This window comes from Bacteroidota bacterium, from assembly GCA_016699695.1.
Taxonomy (GTDB): Bacteria; Bacteroidota; Bacteroidia; order Bacteroidales; family UBA10428; genus UBA10428.
Genome location: CP065006.1, coordinates 3030523 through 3051842, shown reverse-complemented (window position 1 = coordinate 3051842; position 21320 = coordinate 3030523). Strand labels below are relative to the sequence as shown.

17 protein-coding genes are annotated in these 21320 nt (G+C 41.2%); 5 read left to right on the top strand and 12 right to left on the bottom strand.

The genetic code is table 11. From position 1 onward, the window contains the following. Positions 1–16 precede the first annotated feature (16 nt). Positions 17–1708 carry an STAS domain-containing protein gene (locus IPM71_12780; GenBank protein ID QQS50448.1) on the bottom strand — a complete coding sequence of 564 codons (1692 nt, stop codon included), beginning with the start codon at positions 1706–1708 and terminating at the stop codon, positions 17–19. Positions 1709–1947: 239 nt separating this feature from the next. Between IPM71_12780 and IPM71_12775 the strand changes: the two genes are divergently transcribed. Next, a complete protein-coding gene (locus IPM71_12775) occupies positions 1948–2466 on the top strand; it encodes a DUF255 domain-containing protein (protein QQS50447.1) in 519 nt (172 codons plus the stop codon). A 2-nt stretch (positions 2467–2468) separates the two neighbouring features. Here IPM71_12775 and IPM71_12770 read toward each other — a convergent pair whose 3' ends face one another. Next, the gene (locus tag IPM71_12770; protein QQS50446.1) at positions 2469–3551 is read right to left on the bottom strand and encodes a DUF4831 family protein; all 1083 of its coding nucleotides are present in this window, start codon (positions 3549–3551) and stop codon (positions 2469–2471) included. Between the two features lies 1 nt (position 3552). Further along, complete coding sequence (locus IPM71_12765) at positions 3553–5070, bottom strand: NAD(P)H-hydrate dehydratase (protein ID QQS50445.1); 1518 nt, start codon at positions 5068–5070, stop codon at positions 3553–3555. Between the two features lie 232 nt (positions 5071–5302). Between IPM71_12765 and IPM71_12760 the strand changes: the two genes are divergently transcribed. Together IPM71_12760 and IPM71_12755 are read left to right on the top strand one after the other, a co-directional pair. Further along, a complete protein-coding gene (locus tag IPM71_12760) occupies positions 5303–7147 on the top strand; it encodes an MFS transporter (GenBank protein QQS50444.1) in 1845 nt (614 codons plus the stop codon). Positions 7148–7334: 187 nt separating this feature from the next. After that, the gene (locus IPM71_12755) at positions 7335–7877 is read left to right on the top strand and encodes a hypothetical protein (protein QQS50443.1); all 543 of its coding nucleotides are present in this window, start codon (positions 7335–7337) and stop codon (positions 7875–7877) included. 34 nt (positions 7878–7911) lie between these two features. Here the strand turns inward: IPM71_12755 and lhgO are convergent, their stop codons facing one another. The 8 genes from lhgO to IPM71_12715 all read right to left on the bottom strand — a co-directional run bounded on the left by lhgO (position 7912) and on the right by IPM71_12715 (position 17176). Then, entirely contained in the window at positions 7912–9111 is a 1200-nt protein-coding gene (gene lhgO, locus IPM71_12750) for an L-2-hydroxyglutarate oxidase (GenBank protein QQS50442.1), read from the bottom strand. Further along, positions 9112–10077, bottom strand: coding sequence for a hypothetical protein (locus IPM71_12745; GenBank protein ID QQS50441.1), 966 nt, complete (start codon positions 10075–10077; stop codon positions 9112–9114). A gap of 51 nt (positions 10078–10128) precedes the next feature. Beyond that, positions 10129–11559 (bottom strand): MBOAT family protein, encoded by a 1431-nt coding sequence (locus IPM71_12740; protein ID QQS50440.1) that lies wholly within the window; start codon positions 11557–11559, stop codon positions 10129–10131. A 12-nt stretch (positions 11560–11571) separates the two neighbouring features. Beyond that, positions 11572–12402 (bottom strand): hypothetical protein, encoded by an 831-nt coding sequence (locus IPM71_12735; protein ID QQS50439.1) that lies wholly within the window; start codon positions 12400–12402, stop codon positions 11572–11574. Between the two features lie 11 nt (positions 12403–12413). Next, positions 12414–13874: an AMP-binding protein gene (locus tag IPM71_12730; GenBank protein ID QQS50438.1), complete on the bottom strand. Its 1461-nt coding sequence runs from the start codon at positions 13872–13874 to the stop codon at positions 12414–12416. A 65-nt stretch (positions 13875–13939) separates the two neighbouring features. Continuing rightward, on the bottom strand, positions 13940–14947 hold the full coding sequence (nadE, locus tag IPM71_12725; GenBank protein QQS50437.1) for an NAD(+) synthase: 1008 nt from the start codon (positions 14945–14947) through the stop codon (positions 13940–13942). A gap of 10 nt (positions 14948–14957) precedes the next feature. Then, entirely contained in the window at positions 14958–16922 is a 1965-nt protein-coding gene (gene asnB / locus IPM71_12720; protein QQS50436.1) for an asparagine synthase (glutamine-hydrolyzing), read from the bottom strand. 2 nt (positions 16923–16924) lie between these two features. Next, the gene (locus tag IPM71_12715; protein ID QQS50435.1) at positions 16925–17176 is read right to left on the bottom strand and encodes an acyl carrier protein; all 252 of its coding nucleotides are present in this window, start codon (positions 17174–17176) and stop codon (positions 16925–16927) included. Between the two features lie 428 nt (positions 17177–17604). On the opposite strand from IPM71_12715, the gene IPM71_12710 reads away from it, so the two are divergent. Next, positions 17605–19023, top strand: a complete 1419-nt coding sequence (locus IPM71_12710; GenBank protein ID QQS50434.1) for an oligosaccharide flippase family protein — start codon at positions 17605–17607, stop codon at positions 19021–19023. After that, the gene (locus IPM71_12705; GenBank protein QQS50433.1) at positions 19020–20201 is read left to right on the top strand and encodes a glycosyltransferase family 2 protein; all 1182 of its coding nucleotides are present in this window, start codon (positions 19020–19022) and stop codon (positions 20199–20201) included. The genes IPM71_12710 and IPM71_12705 overlap by 4 nt, the downstream gene beginning before the upstream one ends. Before the next feature lie 14 nt (positions 20202–20215). Here the strand turns inward: IPM71_12705 and IPM71_12700 are convergent, their stop codons facing one another. Continuing rightward, a complete protein-coding gene (locus IPM71_12700) occupies positions 20216–20860 on the bottom strand; it encodes an acyltransferase (GenBank protein ID QQS50432.1) in 645 nt (214 codons plus the stop codon). Positions 20861–21320 lie beyond the last annotated feature (460 nt).

Genomic DNA, 21320 nt, shown 5'->3' with positions numbered 1-21320 from the left:
AAAAACAGATGTTTGATCAGGCAGGGTGTATAGAATGTTTTGGGTGCTGCTCAATATAGCTGCGGGAAAATGAAAGAGCTGCATCGAAAGTCTTAAAAATATTCGATTCTTCGACAAGCCGTGTTAGTTGATATTGGTTAAACTCCTTCATGACAGATTCGTGAACACCCGATAGAACAACCAATACACCCATATCTTTTAAGGATTTGATGGTAGTTTTTAAATTCTGTATACCCGTTTGATCCACAAAAGAAACATGGCGCATACGAATAATGATAACCCGCGCACTCAGCCCAAGGTTTTCGATAACCTCGGAATACTTGCGGGCAGAGCCAAAAAACAAGGGGCCGCTGATTTCATAGATAGCAATCTGCCTGGGAATTTTTGAGTAGTCCTCCAGCACATCCGAATCAATTACCTGATCAATGCGTTTTTCAGCCAGATCCGACATCCGCTTCATAAATAAAAGAGCCGATAGCACTACTCCAATCTGGATAGCCACTACCAAATCTACAAGCACAGTTAAGGTAAACGTTGTGAGTAAGATTAACACATCAAACAGGTTTCCTTTCAGAATGGAACGAAACGATCTCCATTCGCTCATGTTATAGGAGACTACAATTAAAATTCCCGCTAGACAAGACATAGGGATTAGTTTAGCCCACTTGCCCACGAACAGCATAATAAGCAACAGAGTTAAGGCATGGGCTATGCCAGCTATAGGGGTTCTTCCTCCGTTTTTCACATTGGTGGCGGTTCTTGCGATTGCTCCGGTAGCTGGTATTCCTCCAAAAATAGGAGTTACTATGTTGGCTATACCTTGGGCAACAAGTTCGGTATTGGAACGATGCTTTCCTCCAATCATCCCATCGGCCACCACAGCCGAGAGCAATGACTCGATACCACCAAGCAGGGCAATGGTAAGGGCTGGTGCCAGAAAATAAGGAATCTGTTGCAAGTCGATATGAGGAAGGTTAATGGTAAATTTTGAGGGAATATCGCCAAAGAATGATTCGATGGTCGAGACAGGAAGGTCAAATAGTTGAACAATCAAAGTAGTAAGCACAATGGCCACAAATGAACCAGGAATGCGGGTAATAAAATGTCGGGAGAGTATAGTCATACCAATAGTGGCTATCGTTATTAGCACAGCCCAAAAATTAACACTGCCAAGATTCTGTGCATAAACCAGCCATTTTTCAATAAACTCCGACGGAACTTTTTCGATGCTAAGCCCAAGGGCATCACGTACCTGAGTAGAAAATATCACCAGCGCTATGCCGCTGGTAAACCCCACAATCAGAGGATGAGGAAAATACTTCAGCAATACTCCCAATTTCAACACACCAAAAAGAACCAGCATAATACCGGCCAGAATAGTTGAAATAATAAGTCCGTCGATACCATATTGTTCAACAATACCAAAAACAATCACAATAAATGCACCTGTTGGACCTCCAATCTGCACCCGGCTTCCGCCTAACAAACTAATTATGAAGCCGGCAACAATAGCTGTAATAATACCTTTCTCAGGAGAAACACCTGAAGCCACGGCAAATGCAATGGCAAGAGGCAGAGCTACAATACCTACCACGAGGCCTGCCATCAAATCGTTCGAAAATTGTTTCCGGGTAATTCCCGCCTTTAAAAGGGTAAATAACTTGGGTCGGAACACATCGGACGCAATTTTATTCTTAGTCTTTGTCATACCAACATATTATGAGTAATCAAACTTTGTCAATAGGCGCTGATCTTTCAGAAAATGAAATCCGAAGTTAAGGGCTTTTAAACAACTGCCAAATAAAACTAATAAACAGGAAGCGGTTGAAAAAAAGTTCTTTTCGGCTTCGGAAATACCAGGAGATGTTTTAACCGGCCTTTAACATGAAGCGTTGCAACTTTTTAATTAGATTTGCGTTTTTTAAGTCATATTGATATTGTAGCATCATGAAAATCTTACTGATAACCATTGCCTTCGTGGCGTTTAATTTAACTTCCAATGCTCAGGGCGTAAAATGGGTTGGAATGGAAGAAGCCATTGCACTCAACCAAACTAGTCCGAAGAAGATTATGGTAGATGTATATACCGATTGGTGCGGATGGTGCAAGGTAATGGACAAGAACACGTTTATGCAGCCTTTAGTGTCTGAGCACCTCAACAATAATTTTTATCCGGTTAAATTCAATGCCGAACAAAAAGAAGATATTGTCATTCAGGGATCAACCTTTAAGTATGTAAGCAATGGTTCTCGTGGCTCTCACCAGCTAGCTGCTGCCCTGGGTGCTACAGGCTATCCTTATGTGGTTTTTCTGGACGAAAAGCTGAATATCATTACCTCCCTGCCTGGTTATACAAAAGCACAGCAATTCGACAAAGTCATTCATTTTATCTCTGGGGAACATTATAAAACCCAAACGTTTGAAGATTGGTCTGCCAACTATGTGTCTCCTGTACCAGCAGAATAATTCTATTTTTTAGGCGCCACATAATACGGTATTAAAGCACCTAGCTGAAATACCGGCAATTGGGCGTCGGCAATTTCATGACTGCCAAAAAAAATCTTAACCTGCGCCATTTCCGGAATACGATAAAAAAAGAGGTTAGTATTCACTGTACCTTCTGGAAGCTGCAACTGTGTGAGTGTTTGAATGGTTTCCATACCCGTAAGTTGAACAACCAGGTCATCGCCCATGTTGCCGGAAACCGGATGAAAACCCGATTCCGGGGAAAACTTAGTCAGCACAAAACGCTGAAAATTCTCTTCATCTGAAGGTATCAGGCGATAAGTCCTTGTTAAGCTTGTTGTTTCTTCCTTGCCTATAAATAAAGTCAGGTATTCTTTTTCCAGCTTGTCCAGTTCGGCTGCGCTTACTGCAAGCGATGCTCCTTCGGGAAATACCTCGTATTGACCGGAGATAAGTTTAAAACGACGCTTCCTTAGTTTGATAATAAATTGAGCGGCCTCAACGGCCTTTTCTTCAAGTGACTTGACAGTGCCCTGCCCTGACTTTGAGTTTGTAGTTGCAGCTTCTGTTAAAGCCAGCCTCGATTTGTCTTTCATATCCGATTCGGTAAGGTAAAAAGGTCTCACACTTAAATCGGTAAAATCAATACTCTCTTTTTCGAAAGGTGTTCCAAAAAAATTCCTTTGCTCAGCCGGTAGGGAATCCTGAAGAATAAGTCCTTTTTGCACGAAAGGAGAAAGTAACTCGGACAGGGAACCATAATTTACATTGCGCACCGAATACTGATGATCTGAATCCGGCAAAGAGCTACTGAAAAACTGAATGTCCTCAATTAGATAATGACTGGCAGAAATCGCCCTTGCACCTTCTATGCCAAGGTACTTCTTTGCATACATGTGATAAGGGCCAGGGGTAAAATCGGTTTTGGTAAAATTAATTTGTATGGCCAGTTGCGTTTTAGGGAGCATATATACCTGGCCATTATTTTCAAAGGCAGCCCTGTTCTTTAGGTTAGTAGTAACAATGTATCCGGGTGCGCACGAAAAAGTAATTGCAACGATAAGGATAATGAAAATCTTACTCATTTTATTCAATGGTTTTAAACGCTTTACCAAGCTTATTAATAATATCGCTGGCTGTAAGGGCATGGAAGCCCTTATCCATTAATGCCAGATCTCCAGCCATTCCATGGATATATACCCCTAATAAAGTGGCTTCCTTATTGGTATATCCCTGGGCTAATAACGCACAAATTACCCCCGTTAGTACATCACCACTTCCTCCTGTGGCCATTCCGGCATTTCCGGTGGTATTGAACCACAGACTCCTATCGCTAAACGATACAGAAGTATGCGCCCCTTTGAGCACTATCACTACCTGATACTTTTCTGAAAATTGCTGTTGACTTAGGATCCGATCATAATGACTTTTATGCTTTTGGGTTAGTCGATCGAACTCACCCGGATGGGGTGTAAGAATTGTGCCGGCAGGCAACTCCTCCAGCCAAGGTCTATTGTCTGCGAGTATATTCAGCCCATCGGCATCAATCACAAGAGGCACTTTCGTTTGCCCCAGCAGAACTTTCAAAGCTTTAGTGGTATTGTGCTTGGTATTGATGCCGGGTCCTATTGCAATGGCAGTATATCGGTCGAGACTTCCTGTGGAGGTAAATATCAGGTCCGACTCATCAATTTCGGTAAGGGCTTCAGGCACAGTAGTCTGAATGATTTCATAACCTAACCGGGGAATATGCGCTGTAACAAGCCCTGCCCCTGCCGACACGGCAGCGCGAGTAGACAAAACAGCAGCCCCCATCATTCCATAACTGCCTGCAACAATGAGTGCATGACCATAACTTCCCTTGTGTGAGAATTTACTTCGCTTTTTCAACATGGGAGCCATATCAGGCTGGGCAATAAAACGGTATAGGGTTGGAGTTTCTTCAATTGCTCTTGCATGCAGCCCAATATCAAGCACCTCCCAATGACCAACAATTGATTGATGGTCGCTCAGGAAGAAACTGAATTTCGGGAATTGAAAGCTCAGGGTATAATCGGCATGCACTATACATTCAGATATATTCGCATGGTTGCTGTCGCAAAACAAACCACTGGGTATGTCGATAGCAATGGTGCCAGCTTTTAAAGTTCGGTTAAGGTATTTTACAAGTTGGCATTCCACACCCTCAAGTGGTCGCTTTAATCCCGAACCAAAAAGTGCATCAATTATCCATTCCGTCGGGGCAATTTCAGGAAATTCAGCCTCTGAACCTATGCTATGAGGTTTCAGGTTTGTTTCGGCATCGAGTCGTCTGCGGTTAATTTCCGAATCAGGCGAAAGCTCTCCGGAGGTTTGTAACAAAAAAAACCGCAGCCTATGAAAATGCCTTTTGTGCAGAATTCTTGCAAGTGCCCAGGCATCGCCCCCATTGTTGCCCGGCCCTGCAAAAAAAACAAAGGCTGTGTGGGGTTCGAAGTGCTGGCAAATCCAATCGGCCAGAGCAGTTGCAGCTCTTTCCATAAGATCAACTGATTGAATGGGCTCGTGTTCGATGGTATAAGCATCGATGGCGCGTATCTGTTCAGCCGTAAAGACTTTGCCCATTTTTCAAATTGAATTGAGGTTTCTAAACTCAAATTTAGTAAGAGCAAAGCATTCTTTCTGCATTTTTCAATAAGAAATGGAGTTTTACTTACTTTATCTCATGTTTTGCTTATGGTTCCCATCTCATGGATGAGAAACACCTGGAAGAAGTAAAAATCATTTTCACGAATAAAAAATCCTCTATATTTGTCGACAAGGACTTTGATTTCGAAACAATTTAATTCTTACACCTATGTTAAAAGGTCACCCGAAGGGGCTACTAGTTGCGTTTTTCACCAACATGGGAGAGCGCTTTGGATTTTACACGATGATGGCTATTCTGGTTATGTTTCTGCAAGCCAGGTATGGCCTTGATGCCGATTCGGCTGGCAGCATCTATTCGTGGTTCTATTTTGCCATTTATGCCCTGGCTTTAATTGGGGGTATGCTTGCCGACTGGACAAAACGGTATAAGACGGTGATTCTCATCGGTCAGGTAATTATGTTCTCTGGTTACCTCATCATTGCAATACCAGGCCTGGAACTATGGGTTTCTGTGGCTGCCCTGCTCATTATTGCACTGGGCAACGGATTGTTCAAAGGAAACCTGCAGGCAGTTGTCGGACAGATGTACGACGACGAAAAGTACAAGAAATCCCGCGATGGTGCCTTCATGATTTTTTATATGGGTATCAACATTGGGGCCTTCTTTGCTCCCTTTGTGGCAAAAGGAATAAAAGAATTCTGGCTTAAACACAATGGCTATTTCGAAAATGCCAACCTGCCTTTGCTGAGCCACCAGTTTTTAAATGGCACTTTAAAAGATACCGAGCAATTCCAAACCCTTGCCAATGCAGCCATCATTCCCGATGGAGGAAAATCGGCTGCAGACCTTACCGCTTTTGCGAATGACTACATCAGTGTATTTTCGGCAGGTTTTAACTATGCCTTTGCCATAGCTGCCGGTGCCATGATTGTATCCTTGTTGGTGTATGTTATCTTCAACAAACTTCTTCCTTCGAAACATAAAATAATGAAAGAAGAGAAAAAGAATAATGTCGCTACCGAAACCAAGCCTGCACTCAACCTGGCCAATAACCTCAAATACATTCTGATTTCTCTGGGTTTGGTAATAGTGGTGGCAATTTTATTTCATATTGCCGATGGCTATACCACCATCAAAGACATTGATTATAAAATGGGTCTGGCAGTAGGTTTATTTGTTGGATTTATTACCCTGATTTTCCAGATATCGACGAAAGAAGAAAAGCCAAGAGTAAAGGCTCTCTTCCTGGTGTTTATTGTTGTTATTTTCTTTTGGATGTCTTTCCACCAGAATGGACTAACCCTTACCTTCTTTGCAAGAGACTATACAGCACAATACGTTGGTCCGTTTACCAACCTCTTTTTTAACATTTGGTCTATTCTGGCCGTAATTGGTGCAATTGCATCCAGCGCCATGATTTTCTTTGGAAAAAAAGGATCAAACAAGTTAATTGGAGCTGTGGGTTTTGTGGCATTTGGAGTACTATGTTATTATTTCGCACGTAATAACGACACCCTCAACCTGATTTCACCTGAAGTATTTCAGTCATTTAATCCCTTGTTCATTGTAGCCTTAACTCCCGTAGTGATGGGTATTTTTGCCTGGTTGGGCAAGCGTGGCCAGGAGCCTTCGTCTCCGCGTAAAATTGGTATCGGAATGATTATAGCTGCCCTTGGGTTTGTATTGGTATTAATCTCTTCGCTTGGCTTGGTTTCTCCCAAAGAAATGGCGGGCGTGGCAGTAGAAGAGATAAACAGAGTTTCGCCCTACTGGCTTATGAGTTCTTACCTCATTTTAACCATTGCCGAACTCTTTCTAAGTCCTATCGGTTTATCGTTTGTGGCCAAAGTTGCCCCAGCACGCTTCCAGGGTCTTATGCAAGGTGGCTGGTTGCTGGCAACTGCCATAGGTAACAAATTCCTTTTTGTAGGAAGCCTTTTGTGGGGTATGGTAGACCTTTATATACTTTGGGGAATATTTATTATCTGCTGCATTCTCGCTGCCATATTCATCTTCTCGATTATGAAAAGGCTCGAAAATGCTACCAAATAGTGTAGCTAAGCCTAAAAAGAGATAAAACTTCTTTAAAGCCGGTAAGCGTAAAGCCTGCCGGCTTTTTTATATAACCTAAGTGAATTTATCTTCTGGAAAATTGGATACAAAACATTTATTATCTGCTAATGCTTGAAATTGGTTTTAAAAATGAGTAATTTATATTACCCATTTAAAAACTAGTGTCATGTCAGAAAAAAACAGACAACTTGGCTATCAGATTACAATTGCAATACTGGTAGTAATTATATTGATATTAGTTATTTCTAACCAGATTAGGCATCAGAAGCAGATTCTGCATCAGGTGGCCGACACAGCAATGAGTACTATTTCCGACACGGTTTTTACAGAGCGTATCATCAACGATACTGTATATCTTACCCAAGTGCGTACCCGCACAAAAATTAGTTATGTCGATACCACACCGCTTGTATTAAGTAGCCGTCGGTCTTTTATTTATATCCGCGACACATTTAACATCGACGACCGTACCTATTACATCACTGAAACCGACGATACTGTCAAGGTTTTCTATTTCGATTACACTTATTACATTTTTAAGTACCATCTGAAAGACAGTCTGGTTGCAATCGATTCGGTACTGGGATGCGATTTATACACTCACTGTTTATGCAACGAGCGTGAGCGGATTGTAATCTTTCATACCTGCGAAGGCGAAAGCCGGATGATTATCAATATGCTCAACAAACAAAAAGACAAAAAGAATTAATTCGAATGTTCAGGTAAAATGCCTTTACACGAATCTAATGAGAACGTTTAAGGGCCAGATTAGCTATTGTTTCGCCAATAGCCAATGAGGCCGTAGCTGCAGGCGAAGGTGCATTCAGCACGTTGATGGCCCATTTGTTTTCGCGAATTAAAAAATCGTCTATTAAGCCTCCGCTTTTGTGGCAGGCCTGGGCTCGAACTCCTGCCCCCCCCTCCCTAAAATCTCCTGCCTGTATTGAAGGAACAAGTTTTTGCATTGACCTTACAAGTGCTTTGTGCGAAAATGATCTGTAATACTCACCCAAACCAGTTTTCCAATATTGTTTCATCACCCTGCGAAATCCAGGCCAGACAAGATCCCCAACAATATTCTTAATGTTAAAATCGGGGAAAGAATAACCTTCGCGCGCAAAAGCCCAAACTGCATTTGGCCCTGCTTCAATACCGCCTTCTATTAGCCTGGTAAAGTGTACACCTAAAAACGGAAAATCAGGATTTGGAACAGGATAAATGAGGTTGCGAACCAGGTATTGTTTTTCCTTGTTCAACTCCACATATTCTCCCCTGAAGGGAATGATACGCACATCGAGGTCATCCTCAGTCATGAGTGCAATCTGGTCGCTATAAAGTCCTGCGGTGTTAATAATAAAGCGTGCCTCGAAAGCCCCTTGATTAGTAATCACTTCAACTCCTGCATGTTTTTTTTCTATCTGTGTTACTTCATGGCTGTAATGAATAGAAACAGCATACTTTTCCTGCAGAATGGCAGCATATTTTCTGGCTAATTCGCCATAGTTTATAATGCCTGTGTAGGGTACGTGCAAGGCTGCCAAGCCTGAAGCATGAGGCTCGTATTGTTTAATTTCAGAGGCAGAAAGCTTTTTTACACGAACAAGCCCGTTCTGTTGAGCGCGCTCAAAAAGGCTTTCAAGCCTTGGAACCTCCTGGGCTTCTGTGGCCACAATTAGTTTTCCGCATAATTCGAATGGTACATTCGCTCGTGTACAGAAATCGATGAGCTTACGGTATCCTTCGAGGCAGTTGGTTGCTTTTAAGCTACCTGGTTTGTAATATACTCCTGCATGAATAACCCCGCTGTTATGGCCCGTCTGGTGCATAGCAGGCCCGGGTTCTTTTTCGAGAAATTTCACACGCAGATGTGGAGACTTTTCCAGAAGTTGCAAGCCAGTTGCCAGACCCACAATTCCGGTTCCGATGATTATCACATCAGTCATTTATTGTCCGGTTTGCTGGGCAAGTGGTGGTTGAAAATAGACGTGAATATATTGCTTCCAGATTTCGTTCGATATGGAGTCGGCAAATTCTGTTTTAAAATGAAATACATCTTTATAATTTTCGTCGATTTGGGTAAAATTGAAAAGAGAAGTAGGGTTGATTAAAGGACTGAGGCTTTTTAAGTCCTCGAAATAGGCCTGATACTCTTTTTCCTTATCGTATTCACGAATCTTGTCGATAAAACTACGATGATTGGGTATGTGAATAAAGTAGATCTCAATTCCATTTTCCTTGCAATAATTTACAATCTTTCTGTATTCGTTCAGGTAATTCGAAGGATAGACAAAATCGTTCATGCGCAAGTCAATGAGGTCGTATCCGCGCTGCCATAAATCAATAGATCGTTCGCGGAAATCGATATTCACAAAATCTTCGTTGTCTGTTGCCAGGTAGTAGAGTACTGAATAGGTATCGATGCACACATTCTGATTAGTGAAATAGGTAAGCAAATTACTGGAAAACTTCCAATAGGGTGCCACTATATCGTAATAAACTTTATCGTTGAAATTGATGAACCCAACCTGGAAGAACACCCTTTTAAGTGATGTTTTGGTGGTACAGAACCAGAAAAAATCGATAGAGGTTCGCAAATTACCCCCGGCAATGGCAAAATTAAAAAGTTCCTCGCCGGTATTTTGGGTAAAATAATCGCCATTCAGGTGTGTCATGCGTGAATCGCCAAACACTACATTAGGTATGGGATTTCGGTCGTACATAGCCATTTTCCAGGGAACCTGTCCACGTGGTATGGTGGCTGCAGTGCGGCGAATGCATTTATTTTTAGCCTCATCAGATATATATTTACCTTCATGAATAAGGTTATAGGGATCAACAATATAAACTATTGCGATATTCAGCAAGAAGGGTAATAAAAACAACAGAAGATGTACAAATACACGTTTCATTCAGTAAAAGCTTTTCTATGATCGTATGTGATTTCTTAATTTCATTTTTATCTAAAACTGCATGTATACAAACGACGATTCGGGGCCAGAATAAAACATGATCAGAAAAGTGAGCAGGTAATAGACTCCCCAACGAATAAGCTTAGGTGTTCGGGAAATTATATCGTAAGGCGACTCGTTCCAATATTCCTGACGAAACTCTAGTAAGAAAAAGAAAAGAATGCCAAAGGCAACAAACAAATAATTTTTCAAACCAAAAACACCAATGCCATCGGGCGACAAGCTGGCAAACAAATGTGAGATGAAGTATAAGGCATCTCTTATGGTACCGGAATTGAAGAATATCAGGGTAAAACAGAAGAACAAATAGGTTAACGATATGCTTATCAACCTATTAAGCCGAAGAGGGAGTTTACCTATTGTTCGGAGCCTCCATTTCTTGGTAAAAAACTCGTAATTAATGGCAATACCCTGGAGCAAACCTACTGCAATATAAGTCCAGTTGGGTCCATGCCAGATTCCAACCACAAAAAAAGTTATCATAAGGGCATACACCGAAGCCCATTTGCGCCATTTAAGACGTTTTATAATGATGTGATTGAAAATATAATCGTTGCACCAGGTGGACAATGAAATATGCCAACGTTTCCAGAATTCACCCACACTTCTGGCAAAGAATGGCCGATTGAAGTTGTCTGTGAGTGAAATTCCAAAGAGTTTTCCAATGCCCAAGGCAATACGCGTATAGCCCGAGAAATCGAAATAAAGATGCATAGGTTGCAACAGGAAAATGAGCATATACATACCTCCATGGATATGTGGCATATCGGAATGCAGGTAATTCACCATCATTGCCAGCCTGTCGCCTATCACCATTTTCATAAACGCGCCGAGAATAATCAGCTGAAAACCGTTAATCAGGTTGTACTCGCTAAACTCAATTTTTTGCTTTAGTTGCCTCAGAAACACTTTCGATCGCTCGATGGGGCCGGCAATAAATTTAGGAAAAAAGAGCATAAAAATGCTGAAATGAATGATATTCGTCTCAACCTTTTCTACTCCCCGCGAAACATTGAGCAGGTATCCGATACCCTGAAAAGTGTAGTACGAAATTCCAATTGGAATAATAAATTCTATCGAGGGTACAGACAAATCGGCTAACCCGAGCAATTGATTAAGGTTATCGATAAGAAAACCGAGGTACTTAAAAAATACCAATACGCCAATATTGATAAAAACGCCAAATCTGACAAGCCAGGTCTTTCGCAGGGGAGCCGCCAGGTTTTTATTTATAAGTATTCCTGCCAAATAATTGATTCCTACCAGCACCATAGAAATCACCAATACTTTAACTGAAATGATGCCTACAAAAAGCAAACTGGCTGAAAACAATAGCAGGTTTTGAATTTTCCGGTTTACATAGTAATAAGGGAGTAAAAAACTAAGAATGTAAATCAGAAATTTTACACTGTAAATATTCATTATTGAGACTATTTATTCTGAGCGATTAGAGGATATATTAGTATTTGCCACCTCAATAAGATATTTGGTGAATTCATGTGCAGCCAGTTCTCCAAAATCCGGGTCAAGGTGAGAGTCCCAGGCATTCTTTGCCTTTTCATCAGGCAGGTAAAGGCCCTCTCCTACCTGAAGTTTTCTGAAATCCCAAACAAAAATATTATCGCCGGGCTCATCCCATTCGTTTACTACCCAGTCGAAGAACTCACGCGCACGCAATGCAATTTCCTCTGTGGTAGATGCTTTGGTAAGTGCAGCTCCGGTCCAGATTATAAACTTTGTGTTGCCAAAAGAATGTAGCTTTTCTTTTAAAGCTTGGTATTGTAAAGTATAGTTTCCAATTGTTTTTTTGTCGGAGTTGATATCCGATACACTGTCGTTGGGTAGAATATTGCTTACAGGAAAACAGTGCTTAAAAACAATCACATCGTAATCGGCGGTAAGCATTTCGAGGGTAGGTTCTTCCATAAAGGGTTCTGTACCGCCATTTTTAACCCAGATGTTGTAGTAGTCGTAAGGGTAGTTACTCCATGGATAAGGTGACCCTTTGGGGAAAGCCTGCTCACGGATAGCTATTTTTGCTCCGTTTTGAATATTGTATTCTTCAATCAATGAAGGAACTGTGTATTTTTCGAAACGAGATAGTATTCCTGATAGAAAATCGCGCTTTCCTTTATACACATTCATTCCGGTACTGTGATGCAGGAACAGAATATTCACATCGGGATTTTCAACTTTCACTTCGGTACTTTGGTCGCATCCCATTAATAAAAAAATAAAAATGATCGAGTAGGCTATTGTTTTCATGGAAGTTGGTTTTAAAGTTTAGCCTTAACTTTTTTACCAGAACTGCTCAGTTCCATACGCTCTTTTAGTTCAATCAGTTTGGGTACTTTATACAAAGCTAATTTTTTACCGCAATGTTCCTTAATTTTGTCGGCATTTATTTGGGTTGTGCCAAGGTTATTTACTACCACCACAGCTTTAATGGCTTCGCCCTGAATATCGTCTTCGATAGCTTCGATGCTGCAATCGACCACTTCATGCAGACTGAGTATAACCTCTTCAATTTCTTTCGGGCTTACGCGCTTGCCGTTTATTTTCATAATTTCTTTCTTGCGCGCTGAATGATAAATATATCCATCCTCATCGATGGTAGCAAGGTCTCCGGTATGCAACCAGCCATCGCGAATAACCTGGGTAGTCGATTCTTCATCATGAAGGTATCCGATCATTACATTTCCGCCGCGTGCAATAATTTCTCCAGTATCACCAGTTTTCACCTGGTTTCCTTGTTCGTCAACTACTTTAAGTTCTACTCCGGGAATGCCTTTGCCAAGAGATCCTTTTCGTCTGGGGTATTCTTCGGGTGGAAGATAGGACAACCTGGCGGTTGCCTCGGTCTGGCCATACATGACATAAAACTTCACTTGCGGAAATGCATCCCTAAATTCGTCGATAAATACGGTTGAAAGTTTTCCGCCTGCCTGGGTTACATACTTTAATTCGGGTAAAGAAGTGGTTTTAAAAGATTCCGATTTTCGTAATAAAATTTGAAAATGACTGGGCACACCTGCAAACCCGGTGCAGGCATTGTTCTTTAAATCGTTTATCACTGCTCCCAGGAAGATAAAACTATTGTTGAGCACTAGGGAGCCTCCTACCCTGAGATGGGTGTGCAACAAGGACAATCCATAGCAATAGAAGAAGGGCATCACCACCAGAATGCGGTCGTGGCTGGTAAGATGAAGGTATTCGACAATAGAGTTGGTATTGGCGATAATGTTATTGTGCGAAAGCATAACTCCTTTGGGAGTGCCTGTAGAACCTGAAGTAAATATCACTTCTGCTACCGAGTGGCCATCGAATTCCATTTCAAACAGAACCTCTGATTTTTTCTCATATACTTCGGCAAGCCCGGCAGGAGAAATAACAGGAATGCCAGAAAGGTTAAGTCGCTTTTCCACATCGGGTGTTAAAAATGCCATCGCCGGGCTGGTTTGCTCTTGAATATAAAGCAGATTCTCTGTCTCAATACGCGGATCAAGCGGTACACAGGCATTTCCCGATTTCAGAATTGCCAGATAGGCCGTTACAAAAAAGGTGTTATTTGCTGAAAGCAGCAGAATATGCTTGCCACTGCCAACCCTGGTACGGACATAGTCTGCCAATTGCAGGGTACGGTCGTAGAGAGTAACATAATCGATTGGCTCTCTGCCTACCACAAATTCTTTTTGCAGGTGCTTCGATTGTTCAAAGAAAAAATCAACACAATTCATAAAACCTAAGGAATAATTTCCTGATAATTACTAAACGAAAGATAAACCAACCTACCGATTAAAGATCAATTTTCTGAGCCATTGAAATAGTCGCGGATAGGTGACATGCGCAAATATTCGGTGGTTTTGTATTTACGCTCAAAGTTTACAAACATGCTCTTCACATGCTCTTCTGTTTCGCCCATTACCTTACCCACCTCAGCAGGAGAATACCCATTTTCGTATCCATACCAGTAACGATCCATCAGATTATAGGGTAACTGATAGAAAAACTCCTCTTGTGTTTGTTCAGCAGTGTAAGTATCTGTAGTGGGTGTTCTTTCGATGATAGCCTTGGGTACTCCCAGGTATTCAGCAATCTGGTATACTTGAGTTTTATAAAGGTTGCCAATGGGCATGATATCAGCACCACCATCGCCATATTTAACAAAAAAACCTTGTTCTTTCTCATGCTTGTTAGGTGTACCTACCACCGCATAATGCAGTGCTTCGGCATGATAGTAGAGCATACTCATGCGTGCACGTTGTTTGAAGTTCGATGCTGCAACGATTTGAAGATAGTCTTTGGCCGGAAGGCGTTCTTCCTTCTCTGCTCCATTTTTGTCGATGATAGTGACTGAAAACAAGGGAGGAAGGTTGGAGAACAAACCACTCTGCTTGATCCCAATTTTCATTTTATGGGTAGCGGCACTGTATTCAGGAAAAACCCTTTTTACAGCCTCATCGCGACGCTCGTAACACTTAAAACCGGCCAGGGCACCTGTTAGGTCCTCTTTAATAGCTTTTACACCAAATTTGGCAGCAAGTTCCCTCGCAAGGTTTTCGCTTTCGGGACTCGAATCCTGCTCGGGCATCATTATACCCAGGCACTTTTCAGGCCCAAAGGCCTTTGCTGCCAAGGCCATGCACACCGATGAGTCGATACCTCCGCTGATACCAATCACACCACCCATGCGGTGCAATCGTTTAAAGACATCATTGCGCATTTGTTCGATCAATTGATCCACTATCTCTCCGACGTTTCCGAGAAGGATAATTTCTTTGGTAAAGGGCTTTTTAGGCTGGTTATTCATGGTAACTATTTTATTCGGTTATTATATTCGACTTTAGAATATTTTCAGGTGTAAGAGGTGCTGGTTTTTGACCTATAAACTGTTGGTATAGCAAATGAGTAGAAACCAGTGAGGTTAAAAGCATGTTTTCTACCTCTGAGGTGCGGGGTGTTTGGCGCATTTTTTCCAGCATAGGCAGCACACTGGAAGAATTAAAAATACCGACATGTTCGATGGATTCTGCATTTAAAAGCTCCTTGATGTAAGAAGGAGCTTGTTCGCCGAGGAAGGTGCTGGCAATGGGTGCACGATAGGCTTGTTTAGACCTGTTTAGAATGCTATCTGGAATTTTACCTTTTATCAATTTTTTCAGCAGGTACTTCTCGTTTAAACCATTCAGCTTGTATTTCGGAGGAAGGGAGGCACAAAATTCTATCACACGGTAATCCAGAAAAGGATAGCGACCTTCTACTGAATTACCCATAGCCATGCGGTCGCCTTGCGAAGAGAGCAGATAGCCCGACATAAACACACTGGTTTCGAGCCATTGGGCCTTAGCCAGTGAATGCCAGGTATTAAACCCATCGGGCAAATTCTTTTGCAAAGCTGCAAAAGGATCAAAACTATTCAAAGATGATTTAACGTTTGGATGAAAATGCTTTTTTATGTGCTCGGCATTGTTCCATCGCAACAGGTGTGAATAAAACGGATTGTCTGTATCTTCCAGTTTAAACCCAAAAAAGAGCTTCAGCATGGTTGGCGAAGCTGTTTTCATTTGAGGAAGATAAGGATATAATTTCCTCAGAAGCAATGGTCTGTATGCTGAATTTGGCTGTTTTGCCCAAAAACGCCGGATCTCAGATTCTTTAAATATATTATAACCAGCCAGCATCTCATCGGCTCCCTCGCCGGTAATCACTACCTTGATGTTGTTCGAGCGTACCAGCCTAGAAAGCAAATACATAGGAGTTGGAGCGGTCCTGATAACAGGGGTTTCGCAAAGATTGACCACACGCGGAAAGGCCTCGGCTATTTCCTTCGAACTGCATTTTATTGAATGATGATTGGTATTCAAATAGCGCGCTGCTTCGAGCTGATAGTTTGTTTCGTCAAATTCATCTTCCTGAAATCCAATGGAAAAAGTATTGAGCACATGTGGTTCTAACTTTTTAATATAAGCAGTTGTGATACTCGAATCGATCCCTCCACTCAAATAAGCAGCCACTTCAACATCAGCACGCAAACGGAGTTTTACTGCATCCTCGAACAATTCGCCAAATGCCTCTGCAGCCTCATCGATAGATTTTATGGATTGATTTGGCTGATCAAAGCGGAGCTCCCAGTATTTCTGCACACGAACTCCTGATGAATTCACTTTCATCCAATGTCCGGGCGAAAGTTCCAGAATATCGTTAAAGACAGTATGTGGAGTAATGGCGGTCCAGAAGGTATATACCTGACTAAGCGCTTCGTTGTTTAAGCTAGGTTTTATGCGAGGATTCTCGAAAAGGGTTTTAATTTCGGAACCAAAACTAAATTCGCCCTGGTTATAATGGTAAAAAAGCGGGCGTATCCCAACTCGGTCGCGGGCAATAAACATTTCCTTTTTATGGGTGTCCCAAATGGCAAAAACGTACTGTCCGTTCATCTTTGGCAAAGCTTGTTCGCCATAGCAGGCATAAAGCTGCATCACCACTTCGGTATCGCTATGGGTATGAAAACCATAACCTTTTGCCTCTAATTCGCGACGTAGTTCTATGTGGTTAAATAATTCGCCATTGTACACAATCCAATATCTTTTGTTTACATCGGTCATGGGTTGCTGGCCTGTCGATAAATCGATGATACTAAGGCGCACATTGCCGATTGCAGCCTGAGCCGAAGAATAAACTCCGCTCTCGTCTGGCCCCCGGTAGCTGATGCGCGATAGCATCCTGTTTACCATTTCGGCATCAGGACGTACCGAATAATTGACTATTCCTGCAATACCGCACATAATCAGGCTGCTTGTTTGCGAATTACAAACTCGGTAATGGCATTAATCGATTCAAAATTTTCTTCTACCAGATCGGCATCCACAGGTTTAACACTGAAAGTCTCTTCCAGAAAACCCAGAAGCATTACAAAACCCATTGAATCAAAGAAACCCTCTTTAAAAATCAGGGTTGAATCCTGAATCTTTTCTTTCTCGGCAAAAGTGGTATCTAAAATGTATCCGGTAATTCTTGATTTAATTTCTTGAGATTGCATATTGTTGATTGCTTAAAATTTTGCTACGAAAGTATATTATTCGTTTGGGAGTTCTTGACCCATTTTTACAGGTAAGCAATTTAATTTGATTAACGCAATGTTCAAATGATTCAATTAACTTTTTTCAGGTATGTAATTTTTTTCAATACTTAAATTTCAGGGTTTGATCGATAAGCAAATAAAATCAAAAGCCTCGATTTGTTTTAGAGTTTTATGCTATGAAGCTTTAGTGAGTTACTGAAAAAACGGATATAAATTTACCATTTAGGCATGCTTTTTTATACTTATGTCAAATGCTAAAAAAATTAGCAAAAAATTAGGATAACTTTGCAGCCATTAAGAATTAGCCTCAATTCGCGAGGTTGTTTTAACATAATGCTGTAGTGATAACTTATAAAAATCAGTAACCAACCCCTAAAATTCGAACGGTGAGTTTCAAAAAAACCTTTTTTAAAAATCTGATCACTTTCGGTGGATATAATTATGCAACCCAGGCATTAAGGTTTGTAGCCACAATAATTCTTTCACGATTACTGCTGCCCGATGAATATGGTTTTGTAGCATTAATTACCGTATTTACTGAATACATCAAGCTTTTTACCGACTCGGGTGTTTCCTATGCCATTATAAGAAGTGATTATAAGCACTCGTATTACAGGGCGGTGCATTCCATTGCTATTTTAATTGGCGTGGTTTTGTTTCTGCTGATGCTGGGTCTGGCCTTTCCGATTGCCTATTTTTATAACGATAAAGAGCTTATAGTTCCCACTATGGTGTTTGCCACTGTTTTTATTTTTCAGTCGTTGCAAGTGGTGCCCTATGCCATACATGCCAAAGAGCTTAATTTTAACCGCATTGGCCAGGTTAACCTTATTGGCCATGGATTTATGATGGGTGGCATGATATTGATGGCTTTTCTGGGTTTTTCATACTGGTCGCTCATTGTGCCGCAAATTCTGATGGTAGTAATCTACTACATACTTTTCAACCGAAAACTTAAAATACGCCCCTCTTACGATTGGCGACAAATAAAGGTAGCCTTTCGCAAAACAAGAAGCCTGATTGGGAACCTTTCGTTTTTCAATTCAATCAACTATTGGGCCCGAAATGCCGACAACCTGATTGTTGGGAAATTGTATGGCAAGAACGACCTGGGGATTTATAACCGCGGATACCAGTTTCTCACCCTTGCGCTTACTTTAATTACAGGCATCTTTGGTACGGTATTGTTTCCAAGCCTGCAGAAACTGAAAGAAGCCGGTGGAAATGTAAACAAGGAATATGCAAGTATTTTAGGGGTAATTAGTATGATAAGCCTTCCCGTAGCATTGCCACTGATACTGATACCAAACTGGTTTGTACTGGTGCTGTGGGGCAAAAACTGGATGCAGGTTGCCGAACTGTTGCCTTATTTTGGTGTATTGATCCTTGGCCAGACACTAATTTCGACCGGTGGACATATTTTTGTACTCTATAAAAAAGAGAAAAACCTTTCGTTGTTAGGCATTATCCAATCGGTAGCACTGGTGGGTGGTATTGTGATCGGAGCTTTTATTTCGCTAAAAATGGTGATCATCTGCTATTCCATTGCTTACCTGGCCATTGTGGTACCCTCTACCCTTTATCTCGGATTTTATAAATCTTTCGGATTTAAAACTAAGGAAATAATCATTTTCTGGACACCTAAATTATTTGCATACAGCGGGTTACTTATAAGCGTTTACCTTAATATCCCTTTGTTGACCTATGCCCTGTTGATATTTCTTACCCTCCACATTCTTTATTATCAACGTAACGATCTGGGGCAGCTGCTAAAAGTGGTAAAATCGAAACTAATTAAAAAATGATGACAAATCCTGTAATAGTTGTTGTAGCCTTTAACCGTATCGAATCACTGAAGCGAATTTGTAGATCGCTCGATCGCATGATCGAGCCACAGGGCGATGTTTCCCTGATTATCTCTATCGACAACAATGGAGGCAAAAATCAGGATGTGATTGACTATGCCCACCAATATAATTGGAAATTCGGCCCTAAGGAAGTTCGCGTAAAGGAGAAAAACACAGGCCTTAAGGCGCATATTATCAGTTGCGGCGACCTTACCGAAGAATTTGGCGATGTAATTATCCTCGAAGACGATTTGTTTGTTTCGCCTTACTTCCTCGATTATGTAAAGGAGGCACAACAGTTTTACCGCAACGAAGAAAAAATTGCCGGTATTTCGCTCTATAACTACCGGCTTACCGATATCATCTGGAACAATAAACTCCCCTTTATTCCTGTAACCAACCATTCGGATGTGTATTTTATGCAGATTGCCTCTTCCTGGGGCCAGTCTTGGAGCCGCGAACAATGGAAAGGCTTCAGGGAATGGTTTAATACCGATCCGGATTTGTCGAAAATTACTGGCATGCCTTACGAAGTAATTAACTGGCCAAAAAGTTCGTGGAAAAAGTTTTTTATCGGCTACCTGGTATACACTAACAAGTTTTTTGTCTATCCCAACAAATCGCTCTCGACCAATTTTAACGACCCCGGAACCCATTATTTCGACCGCGACCACGACGCCCAAAGTCCGCTTGCAACGGTTGATCCAAAGATTCGTTTTATTCCATTCTCAGAGGCCGAAAATGTCTACGATTCCTATTTCGAAATTACTCCTGCGACCATTAAAAAGCATAATAAAAAAATGAAGGACTTTGACTTCGAAGTAGACCTATACGGAACCAAAAGGCCTCAAACCATTGCTAAACCCTATGCGCTCACCACAAAGAAATGCGCAAATCCGCTGATGACTTTTGAGCGTTCACTTAAGCCGCACGAACTCAATGTGTTTTACAACATACCAGGAGAAGATATCTTTTTGTGCAAAACAGCAGACCTGCTGCAGGATACTTACCTCAACACCGACTTGCTCCGCGATTATTCCTACTTCTACCGGCAAACCTTTAATCGTCGAGAGCTGACAATGTTTATCAAACAATTGCTTAAAATGAAGTGGATACGGATAACAAGCAGGAAATAATTAACAGTAGAAATTTATTCCCACCCGATATTTTCCTTAAGCACGCGAGCCGGATTTCCACCAATCAGAGCATTTGGCTGGGTGAAAATGCCACGCACAACCGAATCGGCTGCTATCACACATCCATCTGCAATATGGGTTCCCTTATAAATTTTTACGCCACATCCAACCCATACTTTGTTACCCAATACAATTTCGGGGCGACCTTCTTTACGGCCTTCGTAGTGGATGGAATGAAAATCTTCGTCGAGAAACTGACAATTCCAGGAGATGACACAATCGTTGCCAATACTAAGTCCATGCATTATAATCAGGTTTGTATTGGCATTGATGTACCCGCCATGTCCAATGGAGACTTCGCCATCTTTTTCAATGTCAATCCGACAGCCACGGCCAATGGAATAAGGTCCGGCCAGTTTGAGTTTTCCTTTGATATTAAGGTAGGTAATATCCCTTCTATGTGTGAAACCCACATAGTCTGTACCAATTTCGAGTTTACCGCTGGCCGAAATATTTTTTACCCCACTAATACTTACCCGTTGATGCACCAGAATCGTTTTTCTGAACACAAGCTTAAAATGCATAGCACGTAATACCAATAGCAGGAAATTGGTCTTTGAACTGCGGCATTTCCTATAAAAAGCAATAATCTTTTTCATAAGGTTGATTGAGCATTATGGCGAGCAATTTAGCAACATTTTACCTATCCCTTATTTTTTGCATTGCCGAATTAAACAAACAGGCAAGAGTATTCAATGCACTTGTATTTTGAACCACAATGTTTTATGGGTATTTAATTTCTGAGCTTAAATCGAATCACCGTGGTTGACCACAAAATTCTTTTGAGTACAAAAAATAAATGTTCGTCAAAGTGTTGCGAACTAAGAAAAATAAATATAAAAAATATTCACCTAATAATCTATTGCATATCAATATGTTTAGCGTATTTTTTTACTTATTAACAAAGTCAGCACAGAAACCTTTCGTCAAAATAATCGTAACATTGGTCAAAATGATGTCGAGAAAAGAAGACCAGAATAATTTGAACGACCAGAAAAAAATAGCAATAACTTTTTGTAAATTATAGATTGCTTTAATTGAATCTTGTTGAAAAAATAA